This window comes from Vibrio aestuarianus (genome assembly GCF_028858425.1).
GTDB classification, from domain to species: domain Bacteria; phylum Pseudomonadota; class Gammaproteobacteria; order Enterobacterales; family Vibrionaceae; genus Vibrio; species Vibrio aestuarianus.
Map to the genome: position 1 here is coordinate 1,004,521 of NZ_JAKNYQ010000002.1, position 14,754 is coordinate 1,019,274.

At 37.7% G+C, this 14,754-nt stretch carries 16 protein-coding genes and 2 pseudogenes; 1 reads left to right on the top strand and 17 read right to left on the bottom strand.

The features are described 5' to 3' along the window. Positions 1 to 16 precede the first annotated feature (16 nt). Entirely contained in the window at positions 17 to 436 is a 420-nt protein-coding gene (gene rbsD / locus MCT08_RS18085; protein ID WP_053311171.1) for a D-ribose pyranase, read from the bottom strand. Positions 437 to 741: 305 nt separating this feature from the next. Here rbsD and MCT08_RS18090 point away from each other — a divergent pair, with 305 nt between their 5' ends. Then, a complete protein-coding gene (locus MCT08_RS18090; RefSeq protein WP_261916073.1) occupies positions 742 to 1,002 on the top strand; it encodes a DUF3012 domain-containing protein in 261 nt (86 codons plus the stop codon). Positions 1,003 to 1,641: 639 nt separating this feature from the next. Here MCT08_RS18090 and MCT08_RS18095 read toward each other — a convergent pair. The 16 genes and pseudogenes from MCT08_RS18095 to MCT08_RS18170 form a co-directional block, all read right to left on the bottom strand. Continuing rightward, positions 1,642 to 2,022, bottom strand: a complete 381-nt coding sequence (locus tag MCT08_RS18095; protein ID WP_274679037.1) for a hypothetical protein — start codon at positions 2,020 to 2,022, stop codon at positions 1,642 to 1,644. A gap of 31 nt (positions 2,023 to 2,053) precedes the next feature. Beyond that, on the bottom strand, positions 2,054 to 2,287 hold the full coding sequence (locus tag MCT08_RS18100) for a flagellar biosynthetic protein FliQ (protein ID WP_053309032.1): 234 nt from the start codon (positions 2,285 to 2,287) through the stop codon (positions 2,054 to 2,056). Further along, positions 2,274 to 2,948 carry a hypothetical protein gene (locus tag MCT08_RS18105; RefSeq protein ID WP_261914929.1) on the bottom strand — a complete coding sequence of 225 codons (675 nt, stop codon included), beginning with the start codon at positions 2,946 to 2,948 and terminating at the stop codon, positions 2,274 to 2,276. The genes MCT08_RS18100 and MCT08_RS18105 overlap by 14 nt, the downstream gene beginning before the upstream one ends. After that, positions 2,949 to 3,350: a hypothetical protein gene (locus MCT08_RS18110; RefSeq protein WP_261914928.1), complete on the bottom strand. Its 402-nt coding sequence runs from the start codon at positions 3,348 to 3,350 to the stop codon at positions 2,949 to 2,951. Then, a pseudogene (locus MCT08_RS18115) lies at positions 3,304 to 3,633 on the bottom strand (type III secretion system ATPase VscN2); the annotation flags it as partial. The pseudogene MCT08_RS18115 and the gene MCT08_RS18110, both read right to left, overlap by 47 nt. After that, positions 3,632 to 3,982: pseudogene (locus MCT08_RS18120) on the bottom strand (EscR/YscR/HrcR family type III secretion system export apparatus protein); the annotation flags it as partial. The pseudogenes MCT08_RS18115 and MCT08_RS18120, both read right to left, overlap by 2 nt. A gap of 51 nt (positions 3,983 to 4,033) precedes the next feature. Continuing rightward, the gene (locus MCT08_RS18125; RefSeq protein WP_274679039.1) at positions 4,034 to 4,306 is read right to left on the bottom strand and encodes a hypothetical protein; all 273 of its coding nucleotides are present in this window, start codon (positions 4,304 to 4,306) and stop codon (positions 4,034 to 4,036) included. Between the two features lie 125 nt (positions 4,307 to 4,431). After that, complete coding sequence (locus MCT08_RS18130) at positions 4,432 to 7,980, bottom strand: hypothetical protein (protein WP_274679040.1); 3,549 nt, start codon at positions 7,978 to 7,980, stop codon at positions 4,432 to 4,434. A 208-nt stretch (positions 7,981 to 8,188) separates the two neighbouring features. Next, positions 8,189 to 8,407 carry a FliM/FliN family flagellar motor C-terminal domain-containing protein gene (locus MCT08_RS18135; RefSeq protein WP_274679041.1) on the bottom strand — a complete coding sequence of 73 codons (219 nt, stop codon included), beginning with the start codon at positions 8,405 to 8,407 and terminating at the stop codon, positions 8,189 to 8,191. Positions 8,408 to 8,412: 5 nt separating this feature from the next. Further along, the gene (locus MCT08_RS18140) at positions 8,413 to 9,048 is read right to left on the bottom strand and encodes a hypothetical protein (protein ID WP_274679042.1); all 636 of its coding nucleotides are present in this window, start codon (positions 9,046 to 9,048) and stop codon (positions 8,413 to 8,415) included. A gap of 12 nt (positions 9,049 to 9,060) precedes the next feature. Further along, positions 9,061 to 10,065, bottom strand: a complete 1,005-nt coding sequence (locus MCT08_RS18145; RefSeq protein WP_261914919.1) for a hypothetical protein — start codon at positions 10,063 to 10,065, stop codon at positions 9,061 to 9,063. Continuing rightward, positions 10,065 to 10,379, bottom strand: coding sequence for a hypothetical protein (locus MCT08_RS18150; protein WP_274679043.1), 315 nt, complete (start codon positions 10,377 to 10,379; stop codon positions 10,065 to 10,067). Before MCT08_RS18150 ends, MCT08_RS18145 begins: the two co-directional genes overlap by 1 nt. Before the next feature lie 55 nt (positions 10,380 to 10,434). After that, complete coding sequence (locus MCT08_RS18155) at positions 10,435 to 11,199, bottom strand: OmpA family protein (protein WP_274673671.1); 765 nt, start codon at positions 11,197 to 11,199, stop codon at positions 10,435 to 10,437. Further along, positions 11,183 to 12,223 (bottom strand): EscU/YscU/HrcU family type III secretion system export apparatus switch protein, encoded by a 1,041-nt coding sequence (locus tag MCT08_RS18160; protein WP_261916672.1) that lies wholly within the window; start codon positions 12,221 to 12,223, stop codon positions 11,183 to 11,185. Before MCT08_RS18160 ends, MCT08_RS18155 begins: the two co-directional genes overlap by 17 nt. After that, positions 12,210 to 14,123, bottom strand: coding sequence for an FHIPEP family type III secretion protein (locus MCT08_RS18165; RefSeq protein WP_274679044.1), 1,914 nt, complete (start codon positions 14,121 to 14,123; stop codon positions 12,210 to 12,212). Before MCT08_RS18165 ends, MCT08_RS18160 begins: the two co-directional genes overlap by 14 nt. Next, positions 14,120 to 14,716 (bottom strand): hypothetical protein, encoded by a 597-nt coding sequence (locus MCT08_RS18170; protein ID WP_274679045.1) that lies wholly within the window; start codon positions 14,714 to 14,716, stop codon positions 14,120 to 14,122. The genes MCT08_RS18165 and MCT08_RS18170 overlap by 4 nt, the downstream gene beginning before the upstream one ends. Between the last annotated feature and the right edge of the window lie 38 nt (positions 14,717 to 14,754).

Consider the following 14,754-nt stretch of genomic DNA (forward strand, 5'->3'; position numbering starts at 1 on the left):
CGTCCTCAATCGAGAGTTAGAAAACTACGCCAGCTTGGAAAATAACGTTTGCATAAGGCGTACATTCGCCAGTTCGCACGACCGCGCGACTTTGTAGAGTTCGGTCTTTAAACTCTTCATGTGAGAGGTAAGTAATGCGAATTGGCTTCTCACAACTTTCTTCTTCTATACGTAATTCGTTGAGTAATGCTTTATGGTGCTCAGGACTAACCTCAGCAAACTCTTTCGCCATCACCACCCCTTCGATTTGTGATTCAGACAAAATCACGCGGACAGTCTCTAAGAAGCTCGGAATGCCATGCGTCAGCGCTAAATCAATTCGCTGAACCTCATCTGGGATCGGTAAACCTGCATCACAGATCGTGATTTCATCGGTATGACCTAACGTGGCAACAAGATAAGAAAGATCAGCATTAAGTAGGGTACTTTTTTTCATTGTTATACCTTCAACATTGGGGTTCGGATATCTTTGAACATCGCCCTTTCAGGTGAGTAGATAGTTCAATAAAACATCATCGAAACGTTTCGATGAATCCTAGCTGAGGGATTTTTAATTGCACTAAGGTAAAAATAATAATGTGAGTTAGATCGCCGATTGAATGGAAAAACAGAGAAAAATAGTGAAGCCAATCACTGACCATTTTGTCATTAGTGATTTTATTTTTTGCCCTTTGCTAACACTTCGAGCAACATTTTCGCTATAGTTTTTATTAAAGAAATCGTGCTTACTTGGAAGCCATTATGAAGAAAATCGCATTAGTATTAATCTCGTTAATTTCACTAGCCGCTTGCTCTGACGTAGGCAGCGAGTCTTGGTGTAACGAGATGAAAGAGAAGCCCAAAAATGAGTGGAGCGCGCAAAGCGCTGTCGACTTCGCCAAGTTCTGCATTTTCCAATCTCAAATTGGCAGCACAGCTTGGTGCAAAGATATGGAAGATAAGCCGAAAGGTGATTGGACAGCCAATGAAGCCGGCGACTTCGCTAAGCATTGTATTTTTTAGGATTGGTTTAGAATAACAGTCAATATCTAAGGAACCTGCGAATAAGTCCCCAGCGCATCCACAGTCTAAAACTAAATGATTAAATATCAATGATTTAATCTTTTGATATTTAATGATGCATGACTTGTTCGCACCTTCCCTAACCATAGGGTTCATCACATTCTATTTTTTATCTTCGGTAAAAATACGACAGCTCATTGAATACCAGAGTGTATCGTATGAAAAAATCACATCGCTCTTTGATACACTTTTTAAAGTAATATAAAAACCTTGCTTATCACTATTCGACAAGTTTTCATTCTCGTTAATAACACACCACCTCACTCTGATAGTTTGGCAATACACTACCCGGCCAGGCAAAATCCTGCCTAGCCGGGTAAAAAATTGCCCTGGAAATTTCACATAGACGAACATCGGAAAAAATTAAAAACACAGCCATCAAAAAAAGAAGTAATACAACAAGCAAACATCACAAAATTAAATATAATGACAATTTCATGACAAAATGAGTTTACTAGATAGATGTAGACTTATTTTATTTGATCGTAGATTTAGAAACACACGCTAAAAAATTTAGTCGGTGTGCACTAAAAATCTTACCAAGGCAGAGCAATAAAGTCTGATTTATACCCGCTGAATTTAGCGAGATGTGTTGAAAATATTAGCAAATCTATTGAATTGATTTAATTTCTTTGCAAGCTCTTTTTCAATATTAAATATACTGATTGGTAAATCACTAAAAATCAAAACTTTGTCTTTTTTGACACTTAAAAATAGTTGTTCGTCTTCCAATAACATTTCCAATAACTGGTTAGCTTTCATCTTTACTATACGGTTATCCCTAATCGGGATTTCGATAAACATTTGTAGGCAATCTTCACCTAGATCGATATAAATCTCTTCCCCACTATTTAACTCTATACTGATGGGTTCATTGCCTTCAATTCGTGAGAACATGTTAGCATCAACGTTCAAATGCTCCACTAAAGATTTGAATACCATTTCACGTAAACTTTTCATTATTTTCTCCTAATAAAATGTATTATTTGCTTTATAACTCTCTAAAAAGCAGATGGAACTGCTCATAGATACTCCCCCCCACCTGGGTAACCAAAATGATAAACACCACCAATTTAGCAGCCATAGGTAAACCAGGATCCTGAACACTAAAAACAGTCTGTAATAAGCCGATGACAACCCCAGTAACCACAAAACTGAGTGAAAATATAATTATAGAGTTGGTTACCACCTCTAAACATGCAGCGGTAACATCAATAACCGTCATAGTCTTCCTCGAGATAATTGGTCACTTGATTACCTTCAAAACGAAACAAGTAGTATTTCTGACGAAAGAAAACACGATAGCTATTAAGTGCTGGCTGATGCCAAAATACCGACGGCGTTAGCTGTAATGAAATATTAGCAAGGCTATTAACGGCAGCAGGTGCCGGTGCAATATTATAATGATTACTTGTTGAAGGTAGCATTTTGCCAATAAAGGCAGAGTTTTCAATTTTGTTGTTTCCAATAAAGGCAGCAACTTCAACCTGACTATTTACAAATAGTCCTTTAGATTCCAATAAGTTAGGTGATAGGAATTTAAATTCCTTGCCTATTGCTGTTTGGGAAGAAATTGTCGAAGATCTCACCGGTGACACTACAGAGGTTTTCTTTTCAATACCACGGTGCTTTGGTTTTGCATCTCTCAATGGCAACACACCAAACGCCATATTTAGTGCAGTCCCTAACTGAACACTTTCCTTTGAAGAGTCCTGCGTCTTAGGATCCAATACGGTAGGCCGATCTTTCGTGGCAGATTCTTCTTCATCTATGATTAAACATTGAGCACCATCTACCTCTTGGCTGAGAAAAAATTGAAACTCTTTCTCAAAAGCATCCTCTTCAAGTGACTGATATCCACTTTTGGGACTATCAAGTATTTCCATCTAATTTTTCTCACCCATCAGTTGAATTTGTAACTCAGCCAACGCATCTTTGCGTTTTTCAAGCTGTTGTTTTTCTTTTTCTGTGACCATAATTTGTAAAGCCAGATTTTCGGCATTTTGGCTAGCGACCGAAACATCAAAGAAAATAGATTCAATTTTAGATTTAATGCTTTCTCGACGTTGGAACATGCGAGTAATCGAATTATTTTCATTGATTACATTTAAGCTACGAAGACGATCTTGAGTATTGTTGATCTCTTGCCATTGCTCAGTGATTGCCTGTTCAAGATCCCGCTGCTGTCGACGTAACTTTTCAAGTTTCATTTGCTGTTTCATAATTCGGATATTTACAATATCAATAAGCTGAGCAAAGTCTTTCCATTGTTTGGAGGGTTTCTTCATATTCTACCCCTGACAAATTTTGCTTGAGAAAATCCATAATGTACGGATACAATTCAATCGCTTTATCCGTTTCGAGATCATTCCCTTTCTCATATTCCCCGACTCGTATCAATAACTCAACGTTCAAATAACGATAAACCATGTCTTTGATATGCTCTGACAACTTCACATAATGAGGATCTTGAATTTTGTTTTGTAAACGGCTTTTACTTTTTAAAATATCAATAGCCGGATAGCGTCCAGTGGACGCAATAGTAGTTGAGTAAACTAAGTGACCATCAATACATTGTTATATTGCTACGTTTTTCTTCAGGTAACTCTAACTCCATACTCATCTCAAGTTCTACATCTTGCTGAACTTGAGATACAAAATATGGCTTCACCCTCATCAGACCGGGTTTGATATCTGGCCAAATACTGTTCAGCGCCATCAATACAGCCAATAAATTCACGACCATAGAAGGTGGGATTTGTTGAGTACCTACTGCATTTTTTATGATGTTTAGTACGATGCTGTATTTAACAAACCCTGAAAAACAAATGAAAAACACCGTAGAAAGTAGGACAAGGACCAAGAGTAAAACAAGGTTTGCCCCTGAATACGCGTTATCAGGATTTAGTAACTCAATCATAGTGATACAGCTATAGAATAAAACACCATAAGTCTAGATAACTCCAGCAAGTTAAATATTGCGAGCAGATGCTGAGATCGAGTCTTTCACCGACTTCAATGTGGAGGTTGCCGTTTGAGCTGAAATACTTTGCTCTGCCATTAACTGCTGCAAGGCGAGCATATCAGAACTACTCAACGTCAACGTACCATCAGGATCTTGCGTGAAATCCCCGTCTTCGTCCGTAATACCAGTATGTTCCGTAATAAAATCCGCAACTTTTTTATCTGCATTATTAATTAAAGAACCAAATACACCGGATATATAACCCGTTGATAGCGACATAGGATATTCCTCATAATGTCATATAAGATATTGAAAAGAATGACTCCCATAAAATATGGGGTATAGTCTGTATAATTATCTACAACACGCACTACCTCCAGTGAAAAAAATAGAGAATTGGTGAATTAATCCTGAATGGTGTCACAATATTTCATAGGAAGACTGAGCAATGAAGGATCAAGCTTATTCTTAATAGTTTCTGGGATATGAACATATTCACCTTTTTGAGAGCTTGCGAAGCTGTGTACATTGCAAAAATCAATCTCCCCTAGACTTTCTGACAATTCAATCTTGTCCTGATTGGTTACTTTGATTACTGGGAGAATACTGTGAGGTTTGTGTGTAATAGAAGACGCACGTATAAAACGAATCTTATTAAGACGATAAATACCGCGTTCACTGTCAATACTGCGTGATAAAATTTTCGTAAAGCGCCTTATGACTTGCTTTATTTGTTTACTGTCACCATTAGGCAATGTGCTCCTAATTTGCTGGTTAAAAATTTCTATTAAATATTTTAATTGGTTCTTGGGAATCTGATAATCTAAATGAGCCATCACAGCAGACTCTTTACCTAAATTTTCTAATTGGCTCTGGCTTTTACTTGAACTACGGATAGCAGCTAGTAGACCAGAACCTGAATTATAATCAGCTAATAGCTGTTCTAAGGAAGTGGCATTCTTAGGAGCACGATGTAACAGTTTTCTCACCCGATTATCCAATCGAGACCTCATCGTTAGACGAACTTGGTAGTCGACTTTCACCTGTCCAATATCTTGTGCAGGAATGATCTTCTCCACCTGATGGTAACCTTTATTTAGAGCTTGAGTAAGAATTTCAATGTGCTTATATATCTGACTTTTATTGGTACGAGAACCTTCCTTTTCTTGCGATACCCACTCTTTTAAATTTTCCAATTTCAGTGAATAAAATTCACAACTTTGCAATTGATCGTCGACCGTAGTTTGATCGTCAGCCGTAGTTTTATTGTCGACCGTAGTTTTATTGTCGACCGTATTTTCTAATGCAGGACCTAGCTCAGTACCTGTCTTATAAAATAGATTAGTATGCCTCAGGCGCTCTTCTGCGAAAATTTGCTCAGAAATCGGCATCGGCGTACCAGAGTCATGAGTAGCGAAGATAAAAACTGGCATTACAGTAGAACCAAATCTATGAGATACATCGCCAATTAAACTCCATTCAGCAGTAGCTTCAACTGAACTTATACTACCAATCTTAGTTTCACTTTTTTTCACTCCTGTTAACTCTCCAACAGCCGCAATACCGAAACCATATCTTGGTATCACCAAAAAACTGCTACTACCAGCACTTACCCCATTCTGTAATCGAAATTCACTTTTCATCTCCAACCCACCTTTAAAAGTGAGAGTCTGTCCAGACTCATACTGCATATCAGTCCGTTCAGGTTTTTTATTATCTGCAGAGTCAATTTTTAGTACATCGGCCAGTGTGTTACTAATACCATCATTTTTTATAATAAATGAATAGACATACGTACTTTCCTTCGCTATTTGTAGAATAGCGTTGCCTTCAAAGGGCATAACAGTAACCACAGACCCTTTGTCGTGTTTGACCAATTGAGTCAGGTCTTCAAGCCCTTGACCAGTTCCGAATACAGCAGTGACACTTGTGACCTTTTTGCGCGAAATATTCTGTTTTGCCTTTCCATTTCCTAAAGATTCTAAACACATGCTGTATTCTTTCTTATAGGTTGACATAACAGCAGCAAACAACCCTTTAATAAAAGGCAAACCAAATAGAGCATAACCGAGAAAAACTTCAGCCCCTTCCGTAGTTGTAAAGGTCAGCGAACTTCCTTCAGGCATAGCGCTCATTCGCGCTGCAATTTGACTGTCAAGGCTATCATTAGGCTTGTGGGGACTGTGCATGTTCATCTGTGACCAGACCTTGCCTAACGCAGTATGTTTATTCTTTAACGAGTAAGCGAGGTGAAGACATGTTTTCTCCATCGTTCGCCAAGCGGTTGAACCAAAATGTTGCCGTGTAATGGCTTTTGTTAATTCATCTTCAGCCTCATTATATAATTTCATATACAGAGCAGAGCCATATCCACTAACAGAATTTGAAGATAACAATACATGCACATTTAATATTGTTCGCTCAACAAAAGCGCACAACAAATCGAATTCTTTAGCTTTAATCGGAGACTCTTTCGCTTTGCTTAATGAAGCCAATTCGTTTTTCAAGTCATCTAAGGACTGGCTAAACAAGCCATCATAATCTGACTTGTCTATTCTAGATTGTAAATGTTTTATTCTATTTTCCTGCTCCTCAAACCACTTGGCCATTGGGTGCGAGCCGACGTTTTCATCATAAGAAAACAGTGGTTTAATCAATTTTAGCTTGTGGGTGGCTAGTTCTATTTGCTCGATAATCTTATTAACGCTACCAACCACCTTACTCTTATTAGGTTTCAATCTTAGAGTCGCTACATTTACCGAATGCAGAAGGCTGGTGTCGTTCTTCCAATAACTAGATAAGGTTTCAATATCAGCTAGTTCTTTATCAAGTTTATCTACCTTACACTTTAGTTCATCATTAATTTTTAATGCATCATACCTACTATGACCCAGTGCGACTAGGCTTTGTATGCCCGGATCTGGAGCTTTAATTAGCGAGGCCGCCCATTTACCTTTAACACGCCACTTCCTACGGCCACTAGCGAACCGATGCTTGATACTGTGGAACAAACGACTCACTGGCAAACAATTATTACCGATATATATAGGTTTGGAATCCTCAAATGGACTAGCACTACAATAATGTTCGCTGTTATTACACGCACTGTGAAAGAAAGCAATCGGTGGAGATGAAGATATGATGGGGAGACATTCACCATTCAATGTAAGCGAATCAATATTGATGTATAATATTCGGCTTTTCTTATCCGTATTCTGAGATATAGCCACTTGCAGCCACTCTCCGCAAGGCTTTATGTCTTCTATTTTTTCATCACGGCTAATAGGTAATGTTAGATGCTCTATACTCTCACCTAGTTTCAATGTCACTAGACTCTTATCAAAGGTAACATTTGCATCTTTCCCCGATTTCAATTGTATTTTAACTGATCTGGGGGTTGGAGCATATTCACTATCATTTGACTCCAAAGAGTGTATGCTAATCGAAAGGGGAAAATTGCACTCACTACCATCTGTTTTACTGAAAATTTGGTCGAATGGCCGAGGGTTAAGCTTTAGTAAAACATTATGACGACTTTGGTTCCGGTAATTAACCCTGGCACATAGCCTTTGCTGGCGATCAACCCATAGTCTTTCAAAGACGATATCATTGTCTGGCCAATCCAGAGTCCCTCCATAACAGGAATGTTTGACCTTATCATTTGTAAGATATTTAGTACCAAGATGGCGAAGATAACGAATAAAACCTCTGTTTTTAGCAGCAATTAGTATCAATTTACCCTTTTCAATTGACATCATCATCTTCAAGCCACTAGGTTGGTCGACACACGCTAGGTCAACAAAATGTTTTGCGTCAATCGACTTAGTCGTAATAGGCTTAAAGGAAACACGGTTGATTTTTATATCATTGAGGTTCAACGTTTTTTCAGAACTAGAGTTGCCTAGGCTAAGCTTAGGATATAGAAACGAATGACGATGTTCATAAGGATACATCCGGCACCCCACCTATTATGTTATCTATTCTGTCCAAGATAACCTAATTAGCTATAAACTCTTATATTAATTAATTGGATTAATATTGAAAATATCAGATATGTAGAGAAGGATAATCAACTACAAATAAAAATGATTTATGAATACATAAATCGTTCAAAAAATATGAGCAACAACTAAGTTGCTCATTAATTTTTGTAACGAGAAACTATTCATTCAGAATTTGGTTAACATGATCAATAGATACTGCATATTGATCGTCTACTTTTATAAGCGTCCCTGTTGCAATCAATTCATTACCACTTTTCAGCATGACTTCTGATTGAACAAAATCGTTTAACACTTTAGCTTGACCATTTTGTAAATGATTCAGTTCATCAAGAGACATGTTGCAATGAGCAATAACAACATCAATTAAGATCTTCATCCAGTTTATCCTTTCGCCATACTAACAACGGCTGTACGCACACTGCGGACTTCTTCTTGAATCGAAGTAATTTGAGTCATGTTATTTTTAAATTCTTGGTTCAGTGAGTCTAGGTCCACTTGAATTGTATCGCAATAAGCTGTCATGGTTGCATTAAATGTTTGTAAATCGGTATAAGAAACCTTCATAACTAAAGAGCCAGTCAAGTCTTTACCCGTAATTTTCATAACACCACTATTTTCACCTAAATCTTGTTTGATAATACGATCAATCTCTATCAAATAGTTCTGTGCATCAGTGCTATCACCTAGAGGTGTTTCCCTATCATTATCATTAGGGTCTGTATGGGGAATATTATCTTTCATTACTAGCCCCCATAATCGATTAATTTCGGCGATAGCTTTTGATTTTTTTTGAACTAATGTAGCTGTTTCTTCAGCTTTCAGCTTTTCTGTTTCAAGATGAGCAACTAGTAGTTGCTCCACTAAAGCTAATGGATCTCTTTCTTTTTGTAAGAGTGTCCTTCCAACGGGTAAGTGGTTACGGACAATAAATTCTTCAGCTTTCTGAATTCTGTCTTCATTTGAACAAGGGAAAGTAATGCCACCATTATTCCCGAGAATCAGCGTTGCATCTGCCATTAGTGACTCCTATTAAGGTTGAATTAAATACTCTCTTGTATGTTGGCCATCATGAAACACAACTTTATCACGAGTAATTTTATCTATGATTCCAAAGTTGGGTACAGAACTTCCTTGCCAGTATTTCTTTTGTTTATCGTATATATATGACTTTGATTTTGTTGAATAAAAAACAGAAAAATTGAACTTATCAGGCGGAATAATTTCCACGTTGTCAGTGGTTGATTTCAACGCAATAAGTAAAACATTGAGCTGGTGTTGTTCTAATAGTTCAGTTGCTTTTGCCAAATTTGAAACCAGCCAACTATCACCTGTCTTTAAAAATTTAATCCCCTGCTCCCCAAGTATTTTCATTATTTTCAGCTCTTGTTCATTAGTCTCAATCAGTATTTGATCCCGCCCTTGCGCAGCACGAACTTCAACCTTGACAGGCTTACCAGAAAGTGCAGATATAACCTCAATGTTAAACTGTGATACAGGTACGTAATTTCCCTTATCTTGAAAATGACTAATCATTTGCCATGATTTCGGCAGTGCCTTAAGCGTCTGCTCATTCGCGACATAAAGTTGGCCTTCATATATATAACCGCTACCTATCAGCTCGATGACATTGCCCAATTTTGACTCAACGAGACGACCATAAAAATGGATACTGATCGCTACTACAACAAGATTTATCATTAGCATAAAGGCAAACAATGGTCGATATTGTCTAAATCCGAACCACTGTAATTTCGGATTTCTTTTACCTTGTTCATAAACAAAAAAGTTGAGGCCTTTAAAGCGATAAACTCGATTCGGTGTTAGTCTTATACCTTTTTGGGATTTATTAGCCCCAAGCAGCACCGCTTTACCTTCACCCACGGTGATCTCCCAACGGGTAGTAGCGGGTAAATACTCAGGTAAAGGTATTTCATTATCTTGTTTGGGCTCTTTAAGCCCTGTTAATATCAACCTTGACTCAATAGGAATGGTCACACCATTTAAGTGACCTTCAGTAAATTCAATCAACCACATTACAATAATTTCTCTTTCATAAAGTGGTTCACGATATTAACCGTATCAGATAAATATCGAGCTAACTGTTGTGGATGATCGGGTATGAGTCGGTGTCGGATATAACAGCAGCCTCTATTATTAATCTCGGTTATATAACCGTCACGCGTTAAAGAAAAATCGCTATTATAAGCCGTCTGTTTCTGTGCTGATATTTTTTTGTTTAAAGGAATAACGATCAGTAGTTGCTCTTGAATGCCAATTCTTGCACCATCTTCAAGATAGCAATCAACACCAGCATAGTGGCAAACTAACGCTTGTGTAGCGTCTAACATAATAGGTATATTACTGCTCAGTACAGAAAACTCCGATATCAATAAGGTAAACTTATTATTTCTCACTTTTATTAAACCTCACTTCAATCATAAAACGTCGTTGTGTCACACGCTCTTCAGGTGTAGATAACCTATTTTCAACACTACCACGCACCGCGATTGGTATCCCTCTTAGTCCCTCTTCGACTAAAAAGTCACGAACTGATAGAGCTCTTTTCTCTGCAAGGGTGTAATTCTCTTGGTAAATTCCCGATGAGTCAGCAACACCGTAAATAACTAATGAACTCACAGGCTCTTTTCGTAGTGAATAGATAACCTCATGTAATGTTTCACGACCTTGAGAAGTCAATTTAAACTCATTTAAAGGAAATAAACTGCTCAATCCCAACTGTAAATGTTCGTCACCTTTTTTATTACTATAGGATGTATCCACTCCCGCTACAGGCTGCCAACTACTGAGATCAAAAGATCGGCTCTTATTTGCAGAAACTAAGTTGTCAAAATACCAATAATTCCCATCGCAAGTATGAACTTGAGACATTCCATAAGTATTAAGATTCGCGATAAAAAATTTATGGGGTGATAGCGGCTCCGCCACTTCAATACAAGCAATTTGATGAGGAGAACCATTAACGTAATCGGGCTCTTTCCTTACCATGAATTTAAAGTTATCTACATCAGCAACTTGAGTGACTAATAAATTATAAATATCTTGCTTCCACTCTAGATCTAATAATAGATTGCTATCACGTATAGGCTGGCTGCATGCCGTCAAAGCAAGTACACCTAATCCGAATAATGGTTTAATTATTTTGTGCATTTTTATATCTACTTAACGCAGAAAGAATTAAAGCAATATCTCTATAAAATGCCTTAGGAATAAAATTTTCACCTGTCGACATAGTACGAAGAAAAGCTCGTGCTAATGGTTTATTTTCTATAATGGGGACGTTCATCGCCATTAGTCGCTTACGTTCCTCTTGAGCCAAAGAATCTATATAGATTTTCAATACTACCGGTATCCGTTCAATTTTTGGGTCATAGCAGATTGGCACTAAAATATGCGTCGGATTAGCTAAAGCAAACGTTGGTATCCGCCCCTTAGTCACTGGCGATTCCATCACTTCACGCATTTTTTGTTTACGTATATCTTTAATTTCTGGTGAACCTTCCGTTTCTTTTAGTTCGTTTCGCATCTCCGTAAAAGTCATGCGATTTTTTTGCATAAAGTGATAACGTTCTACCAAATAATCCAAACACCCTGTACAAATTCCGTAAACAACAAAAAGTAATGACACAGAGGAAAAACAAAACATAAAACTGTATAAAAAATAACTTAAATTATTTATTTCATTAAGTTTATAAACTTGCGCACCAACGACATCAAAAACATATTTGAGCAAAAACAATAAAAAAAGCAATTCTAATATTTTCCGTATTGAACGAGACATGGCCTCTATACCAAAAATATTTTTAAAACCATTTACTGGGCTGATTTTATCAATTTTAAAACCTAAATTTTCCGTATTAATCACTGATTTGTTAATCACCACCCAATTAATAACCACGACAACAACCTTAAGTAAAACCAGTAATGTAATGGTGGCTGACGCCACAGAAATCATCACTCCAACACCAACCATGATATCTGCATGGATCATATTTGTTATCCATACATTAGCTTGTTCAAACAAGTAGTGTAAAATAACCGTAAAAATAACCGTAAAAACGAGCAATTCAAGCGTCGGCTCCGCTAACTCTGTTTTAGGAAACTGTCCTCTACGCTGTAAGTCTTTTAATTTTTTAGCTGTAGGCGGGTATTTTTTTGTCTCAGTAGTTTGCATCGCTACGACTCGGATTAATTTGTAAAACCTGAGAACTCGCAACGCAACTCTGATCGACAATATCACTATGGCTGCAAACAAATAAAGTGGATACGACCTGTAAACAAAAAGACTTAATGTTATTGATTTCACTATCATCAACCACTAAAACTGGCTTATGACCATGACTTCTAGTGAATTGAATTAACTCTTTGCGTAGCGCCTGCTGAATTTCAACTAAGCGGTCAATCTCCTCCATCTCTCCAGCAACAAATCCAATAATCTCCTCCGTAATTTCTGGGCTTAGCAAAGCAATATGAATTTTTCCATCTTCGTTGAGCATCCGTGCAGTGATTTCATAACGGGCTTGGCTGCGGATCCTAGTCAGCCAGTTTTTGGGTTCACTGTCAATTCGAGACCAGTAAATAAGGGACTCAAAAAAGCTAATACGGTCAAGGCTAAATTCCGGTGAGCGAATCATTTGTTTCAATACATCATGCACGCGGTTTAATCCGATCGCCGAATCGATCTCGTTTTTCATGATCTCACTTTGCTGAGCAAGTCCTGCAATAATATTGTTCGTGTATTGAAGGTTAAATTTTTCTACCAAGCGATTATGCAAAAAATAGGAAGCAATTTGACTCACATTTATCGCTACGTCGTCATGTCGGATAAATATTTCATCACCCAAGATTTCTATAATTGAATCGGCTTCTTGCTGCGAGAAGGTAAACATCTCAATGCCAGCAACATAAACAGATAAATCAACATGCAAATTAGAGTCAATAACAATAGCTGGCTCACCAAGAGATTGCCCCCATAATGTTTCTTGCAGTGCGGTTAATCGATGATGAATAACATTTCGATACTGGCTTTCACGTAAGACGAATTTAAGTGAACTGTATAAACCGTTGCCAGCAGGCTCAAACTGAGTCGCCACTGTAGTAGAACTAAGACCCGATCGCCACAACACCATTGCAAGAATTGCACACAATACCGATAGTGGAAGACACACATACAGCAATGATGAATTGAAAACCCCAATGATTAAAATTACCACACTAATAACCAACAAATTTTTCCAGAATATGCCTATCTGCGACATCAGTTGGTTAATAAATGAACTCGAATGATCTTCAGAACCTTTAATACGTGTCAAATAAACCCCACAAGCCATTGATAACAATAAGCTCGGAATTTGCGACACCAAACCATCACCAATAGTCAGTACAGAAAAACGACTAACACTGTCACCAAGCGAAAGTTCGAATTGATTGATACCAACGTAGATACCACCAAATAAGTTGACCAAACTGATAAGAATACCCGCTATCGCATCTCCCTTTACAAACTTCATTGCTCCATCTAACGAACCAAATAGTTTATTTTCCGTACTCAAATCGGCACGTAATTTTTGTGCTTGCTCTCCAGTAATAAGCCCTGCTTTTAAGTCACCGTCGATGGTCATTTGGCGACCAGGTAAAGCATCTAAAGAAAAGCGTGCGCCAACTTCAGCAACTCGTTCCCCACCTTTTGTTACCACCAAAAATTGGACAATAGTAATAATGACAAATATCAACAAACCAGAGATTAGGTTTCCGCCCATGACGAATTCACCCACCGTTTCTATCACCTGCCCCACATCTTCGTTGGCTATAATATTTCTTGTTGTTGCAATGGAAAGTAGCAAGCGAAATGTTGTCAGTAGCAATACCATCGTCGGCAAGAACGTTACTTTAAGCGGTTGGTCGTTCTCTAACATAATCACTAACAGTAAAGCTGAACTGATAAAACTGATTAAGATAAAGCTATCAATCACTCCACCTGGCAAACTAACAAGAATGATGGTCGGCAGTAGAAACGCAATGATCACGCTACTCGGATTGAAAAATAAATTTGTGTTACATAATCGAGCGATCATAATAACCCCAAGCTAACTCGTAGCTCGTTCACAATGTTTTGGGTATCAATACTGATGACGCTATCTTCACTTTCGATCGTTAGTAAGACACCATTTTCGTGGTAGTTCTTAGTAATATTTAACTCTCTAAGCTGATCATCCATTTCATTGTGTAAGACTTCAGTTAGGTAAGTGATTAATGTCTCACTCTGCTTCAGTGAAGAAAAACGTCTCTCAATAGCCATAGCAATTGACTGTTTAAGATCCCGTTTTATCTCTTCAAGCATCTCTTGTTGCTGCTCTAAATGACGAGCGAATTCAAGTTCAGCACACTTGAACCATTCATTTTGTTGAGACTGCCAATCTTGAGTAACTTCCTGATATACATTTGTCAGATATTCATTAAGCCCTTGATCTTTATCTTCCAACATCGTAATAACCTGTTGCTCTAAAATACCTTGGTATTCATTCACTCTTGCCTCCAATGCACGGAGTAAAATCCGTGATTCAGAATACAGAGCTAGCTCAGACTTTTTGATGAGATTAGAATTACGAGGTTTCTTAAAAGCGACTTGCGGTATATCTCGCTGTGATGCATCTAATTCAATGTACAAGGGACACCTCTATTATAAAATTAGTCAATAGAGTAATA

What these genes read in the sequence shown, in the direction of transcription:
- rbsD (WP_053311171.1), bottom strand. Translation starts at nt 436, where the DNA reads ATGAAAAAAAGTACCCTACTTAATGCTGATCTTTCTTATCTTGTTGCC.
- MCT08_RS18090 (WP_261916073.1), top strand. Translation starts at nt 742, where the DNA reads ATGAAGAAAATCGCATTAGTATTAATCTCGTTAATTTCACTAGCCGCT.
- MCT08_RS18095 (WP_274679037.1), bottom strand. Translation starts at nt 2,022, where the DNA reads ATGAAAAGTTTACGTGAAATGGTATTCAAATCTTTAGTGGAGCATTTG.
- MCT08_RS18100 (WP_053309032.1), bottom strand. Translation starts at nt 2,287, where the DNA reads ATGACGGTTATTGATGTTACCGCTGCATGTTTAGAGGTGGTAACCAAC.
- MCT08_RS18105 (WP_261914929.1), bottom strand. Translation starts at nt 2,948, where the DNA reads ATGGAAATACTTGATAGTCCCAAAAGTGGATATCAGTCACTTGAAGAG.
- MCT08_RS18110 (WP_261914928.1), bottom strand. Translation starts at nt 3,350, where the DNA reads ATGAAGAAACCCTCCAAACAATGGAAAGACTTTGCTCAGCTTATTGAT.
- MCT08_RS18125 (WP_274679039.1), bottom strand. Translation starts at nt 4,306, where the DNA reads ATGTCGCTATCAACGGGTTATATATCCGGTGTATTTGGTTCTTTAATT.
- MCT08_RS18130 (WP_274679040.1), bottom strand. Translation starts at nt 7,980, where the DNA reads ATGTATCCTTATGAACATCGTCATTCGTTTCTATATCCTAAGCTTAGC.
- MCT08_RS18135 (WP_274679041.1), bottom strand. Translation starts at nt 8,407, where the DNA reads ATGAAGATCTTAATTGATGTTGTTATTGCTCATTGCAACATGTCTCTT.
- MCT08_RS18140 (WP_274679042.1), bottom strand. Translation starts at nt 9,048, where the DNA reads ATGGCAGATGCAACGCTGATTCTCGGGAATAATGGTGGCATTACTTTC.
- MCT08_RS18145 (WP_261914919.1), bottom strand. Translation starts at nt 10,065, where the DNA reads ATGTGGTTGATTGAATTTACTGAAGGTCACTTAAATGGTGTGACCATT.
- MCT08_RS18150 (WP_274679043.1), bottom strand. Translation starts at nt 10,379, where the DNA reads ATGTTAGACGCTACACAAGCGTTAGTTTGCCACTATGCTGGTGTTGAT.
- MCT08_RS18155 (WP_274673671.1), bottom strand. Translation starts at nt 11,199, where the DNA reads ATGCACAAAATAATTAAACCATTATTCGGATTAGGTGTACTTGCTTTG.
- MCT08_RS18160 (WP_261916672.1), bottom strand. Translation starts at nt 12,223, where the DNA reads ATGCAAACTACTGAGACAAAAAAATACCCGCCTACAGCTAAAAAATTA.
- MCT08_RS18165 (WP_274679044.1), bottom strand. Translation starts at nt 14,123, where the DNA reads ATGATCGCTCGATTATGTAACACAAATTTATTTTTCAATCCGAGTAGC.